This window comes from Agrobacterium sp. InxBP2 (genome assembly GCF_026191755.1).
Lineage (GTDB): Bacteria > Pseudomonadota > Alphaproteobacteria > Rhizobiales > Rhizobiaceae > Agrobacterium > Agrobacterium pusense.
Genome location: NZ_JAINDY010000030.1, coordinates 179,431 through 195,836, shown reverse-complemented (window position 1 = coordinate 195,836; position 16,406 = coordinate 179,431). Strand labels below are relative to the sequence as shown.

Sequence of the window (16,406 nt, the reverse complement as noted above, 5' to 3'; positions counted from 1 at the left end):
TGCTAACCTTGCGATAAGACAGCAACAGGAGCATTCCCCGTGGAAAAACGAAGCCTCGGCCGCACCGGCCTCTCCATCGCCCCCATCGTCTTCGGCGGCAACGTGTTTGGCTGGACAGCGGATGAAAAGACGTCCTTTGCCCTGCTTGACGCCTTTTTTGATGCGGGGTTCAACGCCATCGACACGGCAGATGTCTATTCCGCCTGGGTGGATGGGCATGTGGGCGGTGAATCCGAGGCCATCATCGGCAAGTGGCTGAAACAATCCGGCGTCAGGCGCGAGGACGCGGTGATCGTCACCAAGGTAGGTTTCGACAATCGCGGCCAGAAGACCGGCCTCAGTGCCAAGTGGATCGCCGAAGCCGTCGAAGCTTCGCTGAAGCGGCTTCAGACTGATTATATCGACCTTTACCTCGCGCATAAGCCGGATGCCGACGTGCCGCTGGAAGAAACACTTGCCGCCTTCGCAAAACTGAAGGAACAGGGAAAAATTCGCGCCATAGGCTGCTCCAACTATTCCGCGGGCCAGCTTCAGGATGCGCTGGACACGGCAGAAAAAAATAATCTTCCGCGTTACGACGTGCTGCAGCCGGAATACAACCTCTATAACCGCAAGGATTTCGAAGGCCCGCTTGCCGAGCTTTGCCAGAAGGAAGAGATTGGCGTCATCAATTATTACAGCCTAGCGGCCGGCTTTCTGACCGGGAAATATCGTGCCAAGGCTGATACAGAGGGCGTCGCCCGCAGCTATCGCGTGGGCGAATATGTCAATGCCCGCGGCCTTGCCGTCCTGGGGGCCATGGATGCGGTGGCAGTCGAAACGGGGGCCAAGCTTGCAGATATTGCACTGGCCTGGCTGTTGAGAAAGAAGGCGATAACCGCGCCCATCGCCAGTGCCACCAGCCTGTCCCAGCTCGAAAGCTTCAAACGCGCCGTTGAGTTGACCTTGACGGATGAGATGATGACGCTTCTCGACAAGGCGGGTGCATAAATGGAGCTTGTAATTCGCGATGCGCAGCCGGCTGACCGGGCGGAATGGCTGCGCCTATGGAACGACTATCTCGCCTTTTACGATGTCGATCTTGCCGACGAGGTAACCGACCATACCTGGGAGCGCATTCTCGACCCCGCCTCCCGCGTTTCGATGCGGGTGGCAATGCTTGGCGACCGCATGGCCGGTTTCGCCATTCACCACTTCCATGATTCCACCTGGGTGAAAACGCCTGACTGCTATCTGGAAGACCTTTTTGTCGATGGCGAAATCCGCGGTAAGGGGACGGGCCGGGCGCTGATGGACGACCTTATCGCTATCTGCAAGGAAAAGGGCTGGTCCAGGCTTTACTGGAACACCGGCGAGGACAATCACCGCGCCCAGAAGCTCTACGACAGCTACGTGAAAAGCGACGGCCATATCCGCTATCGCATCACCTTCTGATCATCCCCGGAAGCGGAAGAAATCCACGAAGGCCCTCAGCGCCGGACGCATCTGCCGGCGCGAGGGGTAATAGATGTAAAATCCATCAAACGGCGCGCACCAATCCTCGAGAACGCTGATCAGCCTGCCCTCCCTTATATCGTCTTCGACACGCTGTTCAAAAACGAAGGCAAGCCCTGCACCGTCTATCGCCGCCCGGCGAATGAGACTCTGGTCCGACAGGATCAGCGGCCCCTGAACGTCGACCACAAGCGCTCTGCCATTTTTCTCCAGCTCCCAGCGATAGATCAATCCACTCGCAAAACGCCGGCGGATGCAGCGATGCCGGATGAGGTCCCTCGGATCACGGGGAGGCGGATTTTCCGCAAAATAGGACGGCGCGCCGACAATCGCGCCACGCCAGGCCCCGCTCGCTTTCACCGCGATCATATCTGCATCGAGATGTTCCCCGAGACGAAGCCCGGCATCGAAACCTTTTGCGACAATATCTTCAAAGCGATCATCGGTCGAAATTTCGAGGGAGATTTCGGGATAGAGCCGCAGGAATTCCCCCAGCCGGGGCACAATAAGATCTTCGGCGGCAAGTCTGGGGAGAGTGATGCGCAAAGGACCTGCGGGTCGACCGCCCTGTTCGGCAAGAGTATCGATGACGGCGTCGATATCGGCAAGCGCCGGACCCAAGGTTTCGAGAAGCCGCTTTCCCTCCTCTGTCGGAGAAACGCTGCGGGTGGTACGGTGAAGTAGCCGCAGGCCCAGGCTCGCCTCCAGCGACGAGACCGCATGGCTGACGGCGGAAGGGGCAATGCCGAGTTCGGCAGCCGCCTTGCGAAAGCTCCGGCCTTCGGCAACGGCGGAGAGAACGGCCAGTTGGGAGAGTTGCACACGGTTCATTGTTCTAAATTATAGAACAACCCACGCGGATTTGCAGTGATTATTTTTGCTGTTCTCATTCGCTATGTTCCCATCACGCCCTGATGACGGGCGGTTCCTTATGGAAGGACGAACAGATGAAAAGCAGAACCCTTGGAGACCATCTGACCGTATCGGCGCTCGGCCTCGGTTGCATGGGAATGACCCATGCCTATAGCCCGACCGGTGACGAAAGCAGTGCGATCGCGACGCTGCATCGCGCTGTTGACCTCGGCGTAACATTTTTCGATACGGCGGAAGTTTATGGGCCCTACACGAACGAAATTCTCCTCGGCAAGGGCCTGAAGCCTTATCGTGACAAGGTGGTGATTGCCACCAAGTTCGGCTTCAAGATTGATGGCAGCAAACCCGCGGGCCAGATGATGGTGGGAACGGACGGTCGACCGGAAAATGTTCGTGCCGTCGCCGAAGCCTCCCTCAAGCGCCTCGACGTTGACGCCATCGACCTCTTTTACCAGCACCGTGTCGACCCGGATGTGCCAATCGAAGAAACTGTGGGGGCTATGGCGGAACTGGTGAAGCAGGGCAAGGTAAAACATCTCGGCCTCTCCGAAGCCAGTGCCGAAACGCTTCGAAAAGCCCACGCCACCCACCCGATTGCCGCCATTCAGAGCGAGTACTCGCTGTGGACCCGCGACCCGGAAGAAAATGGCGTGCTGGATACCTGCCGTGAGCTGGGCATCGGTTTCGTACCGTTCAGCCCGCTTGGGCGCGGTGCGCTGACCGGAGCGCTGAAATCGCTGGACGGACTTGCAGCCGATGATTTCCGGCGTGGCCTGCCGCGTTTCCAGGGTGAAAACTTCGACGCGAACCTGGCGCTGGTCAGACTTCTGGAAGACATGGCTGCCGAAAAGGGTGTGACTGCCGGGCAACTGGCATTGGCCTGGGTGTTGGCGCAGGGGGATTTCATCGTACCGATCCCGGGCACCACGAAGATTGCCAATCTGGAGAAAAACGTCGCGGCCGCTGATGTGTCCCTGACGCCGGAAGAAGTCGAAAGCCTTGGCGCGTTGCTGGCTCCGTCCAAGGTTGCGGGCGAACGTTATCCCGAACGCATGTCACAGATGGCCAATCGTTAAAAAACAGAAAGCCGCGGTGGTTGCCGCGGCTTTTTTCAATCTGTTATCCGACGTCAGGCGCGCAGAACGCCGCCTGTCGATTTCTCGACATTGCCGACGATCTTGGCCGTCAAGGCTTCGAAATCCTCATCGGTCAGAGTCTTGTCGACCGGTTGAATCTGCACTTCGATGGCGACCGACTTGCGGTTTTCTCCGAGCGATGCGCCTTCGAAAATATCGAAGACATTGACGCCTGTGATCAGTTTGCGATCAGCGCTCGTTGCAGCCTTGATGATCGCCCCCGCCTCTACGGCCTTGTCGACCACGAAGGCGAAGTCGCGCTTGACCGCCTGGAAGGGGGAAAGTTCGAGCGCAGGCTTGGTGCGGGTGGCTTTCTTCTTCGGCTCCTGCATGGCGTCGAGATAAATCTCGAAACCGCAATAGACACCCGACACATCCAGATCGGACAGTGTTTTCGGATGGAATTCACCGAAGTAACCAAGCACGACCTTCGGGCCCATCTTGATGGTGCCGGAGCGGCCGGGATGATACCAGGCAGGCCCGCCTGCCTCGATCTGGACATTGGCCATGGGGAGGCCGCAGGCTTCCAGCACCGTCAGTGCATCCGCCTTTGCGTCGTAGACATCCACGGGCTTGCCGCCGCCCTTGGACGCATTGGACCACATGCGGCCGCTGCCAGCGAGCGAGGCCGTGCCACGGCGAACACCGCCAGCAACACGGCGCTGCGTCTCAGGCGTGTCGCCTTCATAGGTGCCGGAGACCTCGAAGATTGCGACGTCACCATAGCCCTTGTCGGCATTGCGCTGTGCGGCGGTCAGCAGGCCCGGCAGCAGCGAGGGCCGCATATCCGACATATCGGCCGCAATCGGGTTGGCGAGCTTCAGCGCCGGCGAGCCGCCGCCGAATAGCTTCGCCTGCGCTTCCGGAATGAAGGACCATGTGACGGCCTCCAGCATGCCGCGGCTTGCCAGCGCACGGCGCGCGGTGCGCGTGCGGACCTGCAGCGTGGTCAGGATGCGACCGTTGACGGCACCGAAGCTTTCCAGCGGTTCCGGCTTGATATTGTCAACGCCATGAATGCGCATGACCTCTTCAACCAGATCAGCCTTGCCGTCGACATCCGGGCGCCAGGACGGCACAGTGACGGATACGCGCTCGCCCGTTCCCTCGACCCCAAAACCCAGGCCCTTGAGGATGGCCAGGCTCTCTTCAGCCGAGACTTCGAGCCCCGTCAGCCGCTTCACTTCCGCAAGCGGGAAATCCACGACCCTGGGCTGATATCCCTTGTAACCAACGACCTTGGCTTCGCCGGCAACGCCGCCGCAGAGCTCCAGAACCAGTTCGGTGGTCCGCTCCAGGCCCGGAACCATGTATTCCGGATCGACACCGCGCTCGAAACGGTAGCGCGCATCGGTGATGATGCCGAGCGAACGGCCGGTCTTGGCAATGTTGATCGGGTCCCAGAGGGCGGATTCGATCAGCACGTCGACGGTGTTTTCGTCGCAGCCGGAATGTTCGCCACCCATCACGCCGCCGATAGACTCGAGGCCCTTTTCATCGGCGATGACGACATTGTTCGGGCCGAGCTTATATTCACGCTGATCGAGCGCGAGGATCGTCTCACCCTCCTTTGCGCGGCGAACGGTCAGATCACCCTTGACCTTGGCGGCGTCGAAGACGTGCATCGGCCGGCCCTGATCGAAGGTCATGTAGTTGGTGATATCAACAAGCGCATTGATCGGACGCAGGCCGATCGCCAGAAGACGCTGCTGCATCCATTTCGGGCTGGGGCCGTTCTTCACACCGCGCACGATGCGTAGTGAAAAGCCAGGGCAGAGGGCGGGATCGTCCAGTTCCAGCTTCACATCGACGGGCGTTGCGCCTTCCACCTTGAAGGAGGGTGCAGGCTTTGTCTTCAGCTTGCCGAGACCGGAGGCCGCGAGATCACGCGCAATGCCGTAGATCGAGGTGCAGTCCGGACGATTGGGCGTGAGATTGATCTCGATGACAGGATCATCGAGGCCGGCATATGATGCGAAGGAAGTACCGACAGGCGCATCCGCCGGCAGGTCAATGATGCCGTCGTGATCGTCGGAAATGTTGAGCTCCTTTTCGGAGCACATCATGCCATGGCTTTCCACACCGCGGATCTTCCCGATGGCGAGCGTGACATCGATGCCCGGGACATAGGTGCCGGGACGTGCGAGCGCACCGACGAGCCCAGCGCGCGCATTCGGTGCACCGCAGACGATCTGCACCGGCTTGCCGTCACCGGCATCGACCATCAGCACCTTCAGGCGGTCTGCCTCGGGGTGCTTTTCAGCGGAAACAACCTTGGCAATGACGAAGGGCTTGTAGGCCGCTTTGTCGTCAACATCCTCGACCTCAAGGCCAATCGCCGTCAACCGCGCGCAGATCTCGTCCAGCGTCGCATCGGTATCGAGATGCTCTTTCAGCCAGGAAAGAGTGAATTTCATGTCTTTGCTCCTTGGCTAACCGGACTAAACGCTCAGACCGCCGAACAGCGTCGGCATGTCGAGCGGGCGGAACCCGTAGTGGTTCATCCAGCGGACATCGGCGTTGAAGAAATCGCGCAGATCGGGCATGCCGTATTTAAGCATGGCGATGCGGTCGAGACCCATGCCCCAGGCAAAGCCCTGATATTCATCCGGATCCAGCCCGCCGGCGCGCAGCACGTTTGGGTGCACCATGCCGCAGCCGAGAATTTCCATCCAGTCCTTGCCCTCGCCGAACTTGACGATGGGGCCGGAACGGTCGCACTGGATATCCACCTCGAAGCTTGGCTCCGTGAAGGGGAAGAAGGACGGGCGGAAGCGCATGACGACGCTGTCGACCTCGAAGAAGGCCTTGCAGAACTCCTCAAGAATCCAGCGCAGATTGCCGACATGCGCCTTCTTGTCGATGACAAGACCTTCGACCTGATGGAACATCGGCGAATGGGTGGCATCGGAATCCTGGCGATAGGTCTTGCCGGGGATGACGATGCGGATCGGCGGCTTCTGGCTCTCCATGGTGCGGATCTGCACCGGTGAGGTATGGGTGCGCAGCACCTTACGCTCGCCTTTTTCGTCCGGCTGGAAGAAGAAGGTATCGTGCATCTCGCGGGCCGGGTGGCCTTCCGGGAAGTTCAGTGCCGTGAAATTGTAATAGTCAGTCTCGATGTCAGGACCTTCGGCGATGGAGAAACCCATATCCGCGAAGATGGCAGTGATTTCGTCGACGATCTGACTGATGGGATGAATGCGGCCGCGCTCTGCCGGAGACTGGCGGACGGGCAGGCTGACGTCCACCGTTTCGGCCTTGAGACGCGCGGCGATGGCGGCATCTTTCAGCGCGTTCTTGCGCTCGCCGATAAGGTCGGTAATTTCGGTCTTGAGCTGATTAATGGCGGCGCCGCGGGTCTGGCGCTCCTCCGGGCTCATGCTGCCAAGCGTCTTCAGAAGCTCCGAAACCGAGCCCTTCTTGCCAAGCGCGGAGACGCGCACGGCTTCGATGGCCGGTTCATCGGCAGCGGCGGCGATCTCCGACATCAATTGCGATTTCAAGGTATCAAGTTCAGTCATCTTTTCCTGCCTTGCCGGATTTTTTAACAGCGGCGTCGGTGTTCACAGCATTCATCAGATAGTCGGTCGCCATGATAAAGCGTCGCAGATCACTACCCATCCGCACGCGCCCGATCAACCGGGCAAGCGGTAAAAAACGCCCGAGAATGCGGGTCAAGCGGGTTAATTCTTCCAGTGCGCGGGGTGGAGCATTTTCGAGCCAGCGCGAAAAGGCGGCGTCGCGGGTTTTGGGGGCATCATTGGCGCGCGTGGCAACCTGCAGAAACAGCAGCCAGATATCACGAGCCTGCGCCGTTTCCAGCGGCATGACATCCTGAGGGCGCTCCTCGAAATCCATGAAACCGATACGGCCATCCTTCAAGAAGAAGTCTCGTACATGCGGGCGGCCGTGGCAGAGGCCTGCGGCGTGCAGCTCGCCAAGTGCTTCTGCGGATTTAACAAGCAGGGCGTCATGCTCGATCGGATCGGAGGCCTTCAGGGCATCCATGCGCTCCATGAGCGTCGGGCCTACATCTCCCAGCACCACGGCCGTGCGGGATGAGTAGATCAGCGGCGGAACCGGGAAGCCGCGCTGCTGGAACTGCTGCAAGGTTTCCAGTTCTCGCTGCATGAGGCCCGCGCCATCAAGCGGCTCGGAAGGGCGAAGAAAAGCGTAGGGCAGCAGTTTTGACAGCAGCTTCTGAATTTTCATCCACCACGTCACACGCTCCGTGCCCTGCCGTTTGATCCACACCGTCAGCTGCGAGAGTTCAACCTTCTGAATGCGACGGTCACTTTTCAGGAGGACACGCATCACGGTTGCGATGTCATCGTCGTCGAGATGAACGCGGAAACCTTCCGCTTCCACAACCTCACTTTTATTGACCTGCATTTCGTCCACCAAAGGTTTCGCTTCAAACGGCGTGAATACTCCAAGTCTTCTAAATTTCTAAATTAAAAAACGCCGATAGAAATGTATGGCAGCTGAAAAGAAAAAACCCGCGCCGGTTGCCCGACGCGGGTTCAAATGAACAACAGATTGTCCGCGCCGTAATTACTTTACAGCGGTTTCAAACTCGTTGGCCGTACCAGCATCCTTGAGGTACTCAAGCGCCTTCTTCGCTGCTTCGACGAGCGCGCCGAATGCTGCCGGCTCATGGATAGCCATGTCGGACAGAACCTTGCGGTCCACTTCGATGCCAGCCTTGTTCAGGCCGTCGATGAAGCGGCCATAGGTGAGGCCGAATTCGCGGACAGCAGCGTTGATACGCTGGATCCAAAGAGCGCGGAAGTTGCGCTTGTTGACCTTGCGGTCGCGGTAAGCGTACTGCTTGGAACGATCCACGGCAGCCTTTGCTGCGCGGATGGTGTTCTTGCGGCGGCCGTAGAAACCCTTGGCTGCCTTGAGTGTCTTGGTGTGCTTGGCGCGGGAAGTTACGCCACGTTTTACGCGTGCCATGTCATGATCTCCTTAAAGTGTCCAAAAATGCGGAAAAGTCTCAGAGACCGTTCGGCAGGTAGTTCTTGACGACCTTCTTGCCGTCAGCTTCGGCGAGAACCATGGTTCCACGCGCGTCGCGAATGAACTTGTTGGTACGCTTGATCATGCCGTGGCGCTTACCGGCGGCGGCTGCAACAACCTTGCCGGTTGCAGTGATCTTGAACCGCTTCTTTGCAGCGGACTTCGTCTTCATCTTGGGCATTTTGCTACTCCGTTTTTGTATCGAAACAGGCAGACGAGGCCTATTTCAAGCTATTCAGGAACGGCCTCGGCATGCCCTGCCGGACCGTTCGGACGCGCGCTTATAACCGCAGTCGGTTAAAAGCGCAACGGGGAAAGCGAACTTCCCCGTGCGGCTCATTACGCCAGTTCTGTGGCGGTATAAGTTATTTCGGCGCGAGAACCATCATCATCTGACGGCCTTCAAGCTTCGGCTCGGCCTCCACCTTGGCAATCGCCTGAGTGTCTTCCTTCACCTGAAGAAGAAGCTTCATGCCCAGTTCCTGGTGAGCCATTTCACGGCCACGGAACTTCAGCGTCACCTTCACCTTGTCGCCATCTTCAAAGAAACGGCCCATCGCCTTCATCTTCACGTCATAATCATGCGTGTCGATGTTAGGGCGCATCTTGATTTCTTTGACTTCGACGATCTTCTGTTTCTTGCGCGCTTCAGCGGCCTTTTTCTGGGTCGCGTATTTCAGTTTGCCGAGATCGAGGATCTTGCACACCGGCGGTTCAGCGTTCGGCGAAATCTCAACGAGATCGAGACCGGCCTCCTCCGCCAGTTTCAATGCCTGATCCGTCGGCATGCTACCGAGGTTCTGGCCCTCTTCATCAATAAGCTGAACTCTGGGAACCCGAATTTCCCGGTTGGAGCGCGGCCCCTCCTTGACGGGGGCATCGGCTTTGAAAGGTCTGCGAATGGTCGTATTCTCCTGATCTGTTTCTGGATCACGTCGGCAAAAAACAGCTTGTTTGGTACAAGCGGCGGAAATGTCGTTATTGCCGTGGCGAAGTCAATAGCATATCTGCCCGAAAAGATCACCTGTTGTCACGGTTTTTGCAAATACGCCGCCGTTGTTGCACTAAAATCAGGAGAATTGCATATACATGAGCGAACAAGCCGCCGAATTCCTGCGCGTAGGTCCCGATAACAACAGCCGCGAGATTGCCATTCTCCATCGTCCGGCGATTTCCGGCAAAAGCGCACCCATGCTGGTGTGGCTCGGCGGCTATCGTTCAGACATGACCGGAACAAAGGCGGTCGAACTGGATCGCTTTGCAGCGGAAAACGGCCTTGCCTGCCTTCGGTTCGACTATTCCGGCCACGGCGCGTCCGGCGGAGATTTCAAAAAAGGCACGATCTCCCGATGGCTGGAAGAGGCTCTCGCCGTAGTGCGTGCAAAGGCACAGTCGAGCGTCATTCTCGTCGGCTCTTCGATGGGTGGATGGATCGCCTTGCGCATGGTTGAGGAACTACGCAAGACAGGTGGCGCCCCATCCGTCGCAGGCCTGATCCTCATCGCGCCTGCGCCTGATTTCACGGCGGAACTGATAGAGCCCAGCCTCACGGAGGCAGAAAAGACATCGCTGCTGGAGAGGGGATATTTCGAGGAGCACTCGGAATACAGTCCCGAGCCCAACATCTTCACCCGCGCGCTCATGGAAGACGGCCGGCAGAACCGCGTGTTGCAGGGCATCATCACCACCGGTTGCCCCGTTCACATCCTGCAGGGCATGCGCGATCCCGACGTGCCCTATCAACACGCGCTGAAACTTCTGGAACACCTGCCAGCCGACGACGTGGTTCTGACGTTGATCCGCGACGGCGACCACCGGCTCTCCCGGCCACAGGACATTGAAAGGATGCTCACGGCGGTGAGAGCCCTTGCAACATAGGCATTTCCGCAACGCTCTTAACCATATTCAACGAGTCTTGCGCGCCATTGATTGCTAAAGATTGACTCCTGCCCCCCAACCCTCTTAACTTTTCATTAAGAATTAAGGGACGGGTTTCATGATGAACGCACCGCTGGCGCGTGCGCTGCTGTCTGCAGTTGCCGCCGGGCTAATGACTGCTGCCTCCGCCATGGCGGAAACCAAGGGAAGCCCTTCCATGGTGACGGGCGGGATCACCTCCCAGCCGATCGGCCATTACGAGTTCTGTCAGAAATATGCCGACGAGTGCAACATTCGCAGCAAGGCGACGCCGCCGCCACGCGTCACCGACTATGGCTGGGGCGTCATTCGCGAGGTCAACACCTCCGTCAACACGACCATCGTGGCGATGACCGACCAGGAAATCTATGGCAAGGACGAGGTCTGGGAATACCCGACAACCGCAGGCGATTGCGAAGATTTCGTACTGCTGAAGCGCAAGAAGCTGATCGAGCGCGGATTTTCTGTGGCCGACCTGCTGATAACAGTCGTTCGCAAGCCTGATGGTGAAGGTCATGCGGTGCTTACCCTTCGCACCACGGATGGCGACTATATTCTCGATAATCTCACCGACGACGTGAAGCTCTGGACCGACACAAACTACACCTATCTGAAGCGGCAGGCGTCCTTTAATACGGGCCGCTGGGTTTCCATCGAGGATGGTCGGGACGTTCTGGTCGGCGCGTTGCGCTGATCTGCATGAAATCGATTATATCGAAAAGCCCGCGGCACGCGCCGCGGGCTTCTGCCTTTAGCCATTGCCGATGATAATGCCGGCCGCCAGCACCAATGAGCCACCGAGGACCACCTGAAAGACGGCGCGCAGGAATGGCGTTTCCATGAAGCGGTTCTGAATGAAGGCGATAGCCCAGAGTTCCACGAAAACAACGATCGCGGCAATAGCCGTGGCTGTCCAGAAATGCGGGATGAGATAGGGCAGCGCGTGGCCGAGGCCGCCAATGGCCGTCATGATTCCCGATGCCAGGCCGCGCTTCAGTGGCGAGCCTCGACCGGAAAGCTTGCCGTCATCATGAGCGGCTTCCGTAAACCCCATGGAGATGCCCGCGCCGACGGAGGCGGAAAGACCGATGAGGAAGGTCTGCCAGGTATCCTGTGTGGCAAAGGCCGCTGCAAAGATTGGCGCCAGCGTCGACACGGAACCGTCCATAAGGCCGGCGAGACCCGGCTGCACATAGGTCAGGAGGAACTGACGCTTGGCGGTCTCCTCTTCTTCCGTTCTGCCGTTTTCATCGAGATGTTTTTCCTCGAGCATATGCGCGATATCCTCGTGGCCGCGCTCTGCCTCCGCCAGATCACCGAGCAACTTGCGCGTCGAGGCATCCGTGGTGCGCTTGACGGCCTCGTCATAAAAACGGATTGCCTGCGCTTCCATCAATTCCGCCTGGGCGCGAATTTTTTCCAGTGAGAGATTCTTCACCAGCCAGTCCGGTGTGCGTTCGTAGAAACCACGCACATGTTCCCGGCGTATCAACGGTATGGTTTCTCCGAAGCGGCGGCGATGCATGTCGATCAACACGTTTCGATGCTGCTGCTCGACCTCGGCCATGTCGTCAAAAACCTTCGCCGATTGAGGATATTGCGCGCGCAGGTGATCGGCATAGGAGCGGTAGATGCGGGAGTCATCTTCTTCCGACGAGATGGCGAGCGCCAGGATTTCCTGTTCGCTGAGGGAGGAAAAGGGACGTTTGGAAAGCGAGAAAAGACTGTGGAACATGGCTGAAACCTTTTTAGAATAATTCTAAATACATCCGCTGCACCCCGCGATCAAGCCATCTTAGAATAATTCTAACCAGTCAAAGCGCCGCATTGCCGATGGCAGCCCAGCGGCGTAAATTCGTCGGGAAAGGATCGATGATGCAGAACCCAGCCGCGGCAAGAGCCGCCCACAGCGCAGAAATTCAGGACAGGGCAGAAAAAGCGATGGCGGCTATCGGTGTCGATGCCCGTTTCATCGATCTGCTGGTGGAAACATTTTACGGTCGCGTGCGGGAGCACCCCGCGCTCGGGTCCGTTTTCGATGCGCGGCTTGCAGGCCGCTGGCCGGAACATATGGCCAGGATGAAGCAGTTCTGGGCGGCCGTCGCGTTCAAGAATGGCGGCTATGGCGGCAAGCCGGTCCAAGCCCATCTTGGCGTAAAAGGTATGACCGCCGAGCTTTTCCCCCAATGGCTTGCGCTGTTTTCCGCCACACTCGATGACATTGCACCGGGCAGAGAGGCGCACGACTGGTTTATGGAAACCGCTGAACGCATCGCCAGAAGCCTGACGCTCTCGCTCTTTTACAATCCGGCGCTCGATGATCCCGCGTTGACGCGATCGTCGTCTTAACCGCAAGGCGCGGGGCCTGGGTACGGCACCTGATTGCAGAGTTGGAACTATGACGAAGCGCCGCGCAGGAGCGCGCAGGTTTCGAACATTCCCTCTTGATGGCCGCAAGGATAAATGTTTAGTAGCCGGCGGGAGGCGTACCGTGCGGTTCGCCTGTAATATGAAGCATAGCAGGGCTTATCGACATGGATCGCAGATCATTTATCCGCAAGGCTGGCGCCGTGGGCGCCGGTGTTACCGCAACGGCGCTGGCCGCTCCGGCCATCGCACAAGAAAATCCCAAGATTACCTGGCGCATGACGTCGTCCTTCACCAAGGGCCTCGACATTCTGTTCGGCGCGGGCCAGATCGTCGCCGATCACGTTAAGGAAGCTTCCGGCGGCAATTTCGTCATTCAGCATTTCGCGGGCGGAGAGATCGTGCCGGCCCTGCAGGCTGCGGACGCGGTGACGGCCGGAACCGTCGAAATGGCGCATACATGCGCCTATTATTACGTTGGCAAGGACCCGACCTTCGCGCTCGGGACCTCGGTTCCCTTCGGCCTCAATGCGCGCCAGACGAATGCCTGGTTCAACCAGGCCGGCGGCAACGAGCTGCTCAATGAGTTCCTTGCCCAGCACAATATCTACTCGATCCTGCTCGGCAACACCGGTGCCCAGATGGGCGGCTGGTTCCGCAAGGAAATCAACACCATCGACGACCTCAAGGGTCTGAAGATGCGTATCGCCGGCCTCACCGGCCAGGTGATGCAGAAGGTTGGCGTGACGCCGCAGCAGATCGCCGGCGGCGATGTCTACGCCGCGCTCGAAAAGGGCACGATCGACGCCACCGAGTTCGTCGGCCCCTATGATGACCAGAAGCTCGGCTTCTACAAGGTCGCGAAATATTACTATTACCCCGCATGGTGGGAAGGCGGCCCGGCCGTTCATGCCTTCGTCAACCTGCAGAAGTTCAACGAACTGCCGGAAAACTACAAGCGCATCCTGAAAGACGCCTGCGCCGCGGGCAGCGCCAGCATGCTGGAACGCTACGATGCACGCAATCCGAAGGCGCTGAAGGAACTGGTAGCGCAGGGCGCGATCCTGCGCCCCTTCAGCCAGGAAATCCTCGATGTCTGCCACAAAGCGGCGCAGGAAACCTACGCGGAGATTTCGGCCAAGAACGAGAGCTTCAAGAAAATCTACGAGAGCCAGCAGGCCTTCAAGAAGGATGCCTATCTGTGGGCACAGATCGCCGAATACACCTATGACACCTACATGATGATCCAGCAGCGTAACGGCACGCTCTGATAGACAATCATTTCCCGACGATCTTCAGACGGTCATCCGGCATCTGCCGGGTGGCCGTTTTGTTAGACGAGACCAGCTTCCAGACTTCCCGCTCGCGCCAGTCGATCGGGCTCATGCCGGTGACGCGGCGAAATTCCCGGTTGAAGTTGGACTTGGTCTGAAAGCCGGAAGAAAACATGATCGATGTCACCGATTGATCCGTCTCCTCCAGCAACCGGCAGGCTTCGCGAATGCGGAGCTGGTTGACATATTGCGAGACGTTGATGCCGAGCGAACGATTGATCGCCCCGGAAATCTGCCGGCTTGGCAGGCCGAGGCGTCTTGCTAGGCGCGACAGGTTGAGATTTTCGTCGCGGTAGAGCGCCTGCGACGTCATCAGGCGATCGAGGCCCGCAACAATCTCGCGGTCCTGTTGTGATGGTTCCGAAGGAGGCGGCACCTCTGCCGGCGGCTCCGCGGCCGCTTGCGACGCCTTGCTTTTCCCGGCCATGGCCGCCATCAGCCCGATCAGCAACAGGCCGAAAAGATTGGCGTTGCTGACGAGCGCCGCGACGTTCTCGCCATGTGCCCATTCGAAATCGAGAAACACCAGAAGATCGAACATCGCGGAAACGCACAGCGCCGCAGCAGCGATGATGAGCGCCTTGTGTGCCGAAGCGACGCTGGCGAATTGCGCCTCGTCCAGCCCATCAGGCCCTTTTCTTCCGAGCAGCAGCAGGGCGGTGGCATGGCCAACAAAGAGGGCAATCAGGCCAAGATCGATAGCGACCGGGAGTGTGAATTCCAGAAGAATGATCAGCAGAGGGGACAGGGCGAGGCTTGCCAGCATGGCCCTTCTGCTTTCCGGCCCCACCTTCATCAGGCCGCGAAAGGCAATGTACACAAGTGGCGGAAGGCAGGCGGCCAAAACCGGCAGCACGTATCGCACCAGGCTCACCCCATATCCCCAGCGCAGGCCGACGAGCACAGACTGCACGGCGCAAAGGGCGATAAGCGCCAAAAATACGCGGTTTGTCCGCACATCGTCTCCGCTTCGAAAGAAGACGATGAACATGACCACCAACAACAGCGCCACGACGAAAGGCAGGGGAATGAAAAGCACGATAACCATCCCGGAGCGAAACCTTGTCGCACTTCATGGACCAGATCGCGTTTCGGTACGACCTTTAACGCGATCAAGGACGCAAAAAATACGTGGCGGCGCAGATTGAGCACCGTTCTTCCCAAACACACGAGGTTTTCATGCGCCCTGTCACCACCATAGCGACCATGTTATTTTCCGCTTTCGTCACTCAACCGGTTTTTGCGGCGGACGCCGTCGGCATCAGCGAAACTACCGTTCATTCGCCAGCTCGCGGCAAAGACCTTGCTCTCACCGTCTGGTATCCATCTGACGGAAAGGGCACACAGGCGCCTTCCGGCGAGGACCGAATTTTTCAGGGCACGCCCGTGTTCAAGGATGGTGCGGTGAAACCGGGCCGTTTGCCACTCGTGCTTCTGTCCCACGGCTCAGGTTCAAGAGTGTCCGGCATGGCATGGATCGCCGCGAAGCTTGCGAGTGAGGGTTTCATCGTCGCCGGCACCAACCATCCCGGCACCACCAGCGGCGATTCCACGCCCGCCGATACGCCGAAAATCTGGGAGCGAACGGACGATCTCTCAACGATCATTACGGTCATGACGGCAGAAGGCAAGTGGTCGAATGCGATCGACACGAAGAGGATCGGCGTTCTCGGCTTCTCGCTGGGCGGCAGCGCGGCGATGGAGATCGTGGGTGCGCGCGCCGATCTCGATGCCTATGCCCGCTATTGCGAGGACTATTCTTCGATGATGGATTGCCAGTGGTTCGCCGGCGGCCGGGGTTACCTCAAAGGCGAGCCGGTCAGCGTTCCGAAGCTGGATATAAGAACCCTCGACAAGGCCCATTTCGAGCAGCAGAACCGCGATCCCCGCATCCGTTCCGCCGTGCTGGTTGATCCCGGCCTGGCGCTGGCTTTCAAACCGGAGAGCCTGAAAGCGATCGATATTCCGCTGACCTTCATCAATCTCGGCAGCAAAGGTAAAATTCCGCCGGCCGTGCTTGCGGATAAACTCGCAGACGACGTGCCCGGCGCGACCTACCTGCGGGTGGACGACGCCAACCATTTCAGCTTCCTGCCCCTCTGCAAACCGGATGCCGATGCATTTCTCAAATCCATCGGCGAGCATGATCCGATCTGCGAACCGGCCGGACCACGAGACCGAGCGGATATTCACGCACAATTGGAGACGATGATCCTTACAGCTTTCAACCGCACGCTGAAGCCGGGCCAGTGAGGCTGCA

General features: G+C 58.7%; 17 protein-coding genes. 8 read left to right on the top strand and 9 right to left on the bottom strand.

Features of this window, described 5'->3' with window-relative positions:
* The first annotated feature begins 39 nt into the window (after positions 1 to 39).
* Both K7A42_RS16190 and K7A42_RS16185 read left to right on the top strand, forming a co-directional pair.
* Positions 40 to 990, top strand: coding sequence for an aldo/keto reductase (locus K7A42_RS16190; RefSeq protein WP_112766063.1), 951 nt, complete (start codon positions 40 to 42; stop codon positions 988 to 990).
* Entirely contained in the window at positions 991 to 1,434 is a 444-nt protein-coding gene (locus tag K7A42_RS16185; protein WP_006699727.1) for a GNAT family N-acetyltransferase, read from the top strand. It abuts the gene before it with no gap.
* Here K7A42_RS16185 and K7A42_RS16180 read toward each other — a convergent pair whose 3' ends face one another.
* Complete coding sequence (locus K7A42_RS16180) at positions 1,435 to 2,325, bottom strand: LysR family transcriptional regulator (protein WP_282455548.1); 891 nt, start codon at positions 2,323 to 2,325, stop codon at positions 1,435 to 1,437.
* Positions 2,326 to 2,441: 116 nt separating this feature from the next.
* Between K7A42_RS16180 and K7A42_RS16175 the strand changes: the two genes are divergently transcribed.
* Positions 2,442 to 3,443, top strand: a complete 1,002-nt coding sequence (locus K7A42_RS16175; protein WP_282455547.1) for an aldo/keto reductase — start codon at positions 2,442 to 2,444, stop codon at positions 3,441 to 3,443.
* 53 nt (positions 3,444 to 3,496) lie between these two features.
* On the opposite strand, the gene pheT is transcribed toward K7A42_RS16175, so the two are convergent.
* From pheT to infC, 6 genes are all read right to left on the bottom strand, one after another.
* The gene (pheT, locus tag K7A42_RS16170; RefSeq protein ID WP_282455546.1) at positions 3,497 to 5,920 is read right to left on the bottom strand and encodes a phenylalanine--tRNA ligase subunit beta; all 2,424 of its coding nucleotides are present in this window, start codon (positions 5,918 to 5,920) and stop codon (positions 3,497 to 3,499) included.
* A gap of 24 nt (positions 5,921 to 5,944) precedes the next feature.
* Positions 5,945 to 7,027, bottom strand: a complete 1,083-nt coding sequence (gene pheS, locus K7A42_RS16165) for a phenylalanine--tRNA ligase subunit alpha (RefSeq protein ID WP_004439367.1) — start codon at positions 7,025 to 7,027, stop codon at positions 5,945 to 5,947.
* Positions 7,020 to 7,898 (bottom strand): lipopolysaccharide kinase InaA family protein, encoded by an 879-nt coding sequence (locus tag K7A42_RS16160; protein WP_035206809.1) that lies wholly within the window; start codon positions 7,896 to 7,898, stop codon positions 7,020 to 7,022. Before K7A42_RS16160 ends, pheS begins: the two co-directional genes overlap by 8 nt.
* Positions 7,899 to 8,060: 162 nt before the next feature.
* Positions 8,061 to 8,465, bottom strand: coding sequence for a 50S ribosomal protein L20 (gene rplT, locus K7A42_RS16155; protein WP_003493358.1), 405 nt, complete (start codon positions 8,463 to 8,465; stop codon positions 8,061 to 8,063).
* 40 nt (positions 8,466 to 8,505) lie between these two features.
* On the bottom strand, positions 8,506 to 8,709 hold the full coding sequence (gene rpmI / locus K7A42_RS16150) for a 50S ribosomal protein L35 (RefSeq protein WP_003493355.1): 204 nt from the start codon (positions 8,707 to 8,709) through the stop codon (positions 8,506 to 8,508).
* A 184-nt stretch (positions 8,710 to 8,893) separates the two neighbouring features.
* Positions 8,894 to 9,430 carry a translation initiation factor IF-3 gene (gene infC / locus K7A42_RS16145; protein ID WP_004439353.1) on the bottom strand — a complete coding sequence of 179 codons (537 nt, stop codon included), beginning with the start codon at positions 9,428 to 9,430 and terminating at the stop codon, positions 8,894 to 8,896.
* 187 nt (positions 9,431 to 9,617) lie between these two features.
* Here infC and K7A42_RS16140 point away from each other — a divergent pair, with 187 nt between their 5' ends.
* Both K7A42_RS16140 and K7A42_RS16135 read left to right on the top strand, forming a co-directional pair.
* A complete protein-coding gene (locus tag K7A42_RS16140) occupies positions 9,618 to 10,406 on the top strand; it encodes an alpha/beta hydrolase (RefSeq protein WP_153776395.1) in 789 nt (262 codons plus the stop codon).
* 118 nt (positions 10,407 to 10,524) lie between these two features.
* Positions 10,525 to 11,139: a transglutaminase-like cysteine peptidase gene (locus tag K7A42_RS16135; RefSeq protein WP_004439350.1), complete on the top strand. Its 615-nt coding sequence runs from the start codon at positions 10,525 to 10,527 to the stop codon at positions 11,137 to 11,139.
* 57 nt (positions 11,140 to 11,196) lie between these two features.
* Here the strand turns inward: K7A42_RS16135 and mbfA are convergent, their stop codons facing one another.
* Positions 11,197 to 12,180 (bottom strand): iron exporter MbfA, encoded by a 984-nt coding sequence (mbfA, locus tag K7A42_RS16130; protein WP_006699734.1) that lies wholly within the window; start codon positions 12,178 to 12,180, stop codon positions 11,197 to 11,199.
* Between the two features lie 140 nt (positions 12,181 to 12,320).
* On the opposite strand from mbfA, the gene K7A42_RS16125 reads away from it, so the two are divergent.
* Together K7A42_RS16125 and K7A42_RS16120 are read left to right on the top strand one after the other, a co-directional pair.
* The gene (locus K7A42_RS16125; RefSeq protein WP_282455626.1) at positions 12,321 to 12,794 is read left to right on the top strand and encodes a group III truncated hemoglobin; all 474 of its coding nucleotides are present in this window, start codon (positions 12,321 to 12,323) and stop codon (positions 12,792 to 12,794) included.
* A 185-nt stretch (positions 12,795 to 12,979) separates the two neighbouring features.
* Positions 12,980 to 14,083 (top strand): TRAP transporter substrate-binding protein, encoded by a 1,104-nt coding sequence (locus K7A42_RS16120; RefSeq protein ID WP_004439343.1) that lies wholly within the window; start codon positions 12,980 to 12,982, stop codon positions 14,081 to 14,083.
* Positions 14,084 to 14,090: 7 nt separating this feature from the next.
* On the opposite strand, the gene K7A42_RS16115 is transcribed toward K7A42_RS16120, so the two are convergent.
* Positions 14,091 to 15,185, bottom strand: coding sequence for a helix-turn-helix domain-containing protein (locus K7A42_RS16115; protein WP_282455545.1), 1,095 nt, complete (start codon positions 15,183 to 15,185; stop codon positions 14,091 to 14,093).
* Positions 15,186 to 15,325: 140 nt separating this feature from the next.
* On the opposite strand from K7A42_RS16115, the gene K7A42_RS16110 reads away from it, so the two are divergent.
* Positions 15,326 to 16,399, top strand: coding sequence for an alpha/beta hydrolase family protein (locus K7A42_RS16110; protein ID WP_282455544.1), 1,074 nt, complete (start codon positions 15,326 to 15,328; stop codon positions 16,397 to 16,399).
* Positions 16,400 to 16,406 lie beyond the last annotated feature (7 nt).

Excerpts from the sequence above, each read along its gene's own strand:
- K7A42_RS16185 (WP_006699727.1), top strand. The coding sequence starts at position 991 with ATGGAGCTTGTAATTCGCGATGCGCAGCCGGCTGACCGGGCGGAATGG.
- K7A42_RS16180 (WP_282455548.1), bottom strand. The coding sequence starts at position 2,325 with ATGAACCGTGTGCAACTCTCCCAACTGGCCGTTCTCTCCGCCGTTGCC.
- K7A42_RS16175 (WP_282455547.1), top strand. The coding sequence starts at position 2,442 with ATGAAAAGCAGAACCCTTGGAGACCATCTGACCGTATCGGCGCTCGGC.
- pheT (WP_282455546.1), bottom strand. The coding sequence starts at position 5,920 with ATGAAATTCACTCTTTCCTGGCTGAAAGAGCATCTCGATACCGATGCG.
- pheS (WP_004439367.1), bottom strand. The coding sequence starts at position 7,027 with ATGACTGAACTTGATACCTTGAAATCGCAATTGATGTCGGAGATCGCC.
- K7A42_RS16160 (WP_035206809.1), bottom strand. The coding sequence starts at position 7,898 with ATGCAGGTCAATAAAAGTGAGGTTGTGGAAGCGGAAGGTTTCCGCGTT.
- rplT (WP_003493358.1), bottom strand. The coding sequence starts at position 8,465 with ATGGCACGCGTAAAACGTGGCGTAACTTCCCGCGCCAAGCACACCAAG.
- rpmI (WP_003493355.1), bottom strand. The coding sequence starts at position 8,709 with ATGCCCAAGATGAAGACGAAGTCCGCTGCAAAGAAGCGGTTCAAGATC.
- K7A42_RS16140 (WP_153776395.1), top strand. The coding sequence starts at position 9,618 with ATGAGCGAACAAGCCGCCGAATTCCTGCGCGTAGGTCCCGATAACAAC.
- K7A42_RS16135 (WP_004439350.1), top strand. The coding sequence starts at position 10,525 with ATGATGAACGCACCGCTGGCGCGTGCGCTGCTGTCTGCAGTTGCCGCC.
- mbfA (WP_006699734.1), bottom strand. The coding sequence starts at position 12,180 with ATGTTCCACAGTCTTTTCTCGCTTTCCAAACGTCCCTTTTCCTCCCTC.
- K7A42_RS16125 (WP_282455626.1), top strand. The coding sequence starts at position 12,321 with ATGCAGAACCCAGCCGCGGCAAGAGCCGCCCACAGCGCAGAAATTCAG.
- K7A42_RS16120 (WP_004439343.1), top strand. The coding sequence starts at position 12,980 with ATGGATCGCAGATCATTTATCCGCAAGGCTGGCGCCGTGGGCGCCGGT.
- K7A42_RS16110 (WP_282455544.1), top strand. The coding sequence starts at position 15,326 with ATGCGCCCTGTCACCACCATAGCGACCATGTTATTTTCCGCTTTCGTC.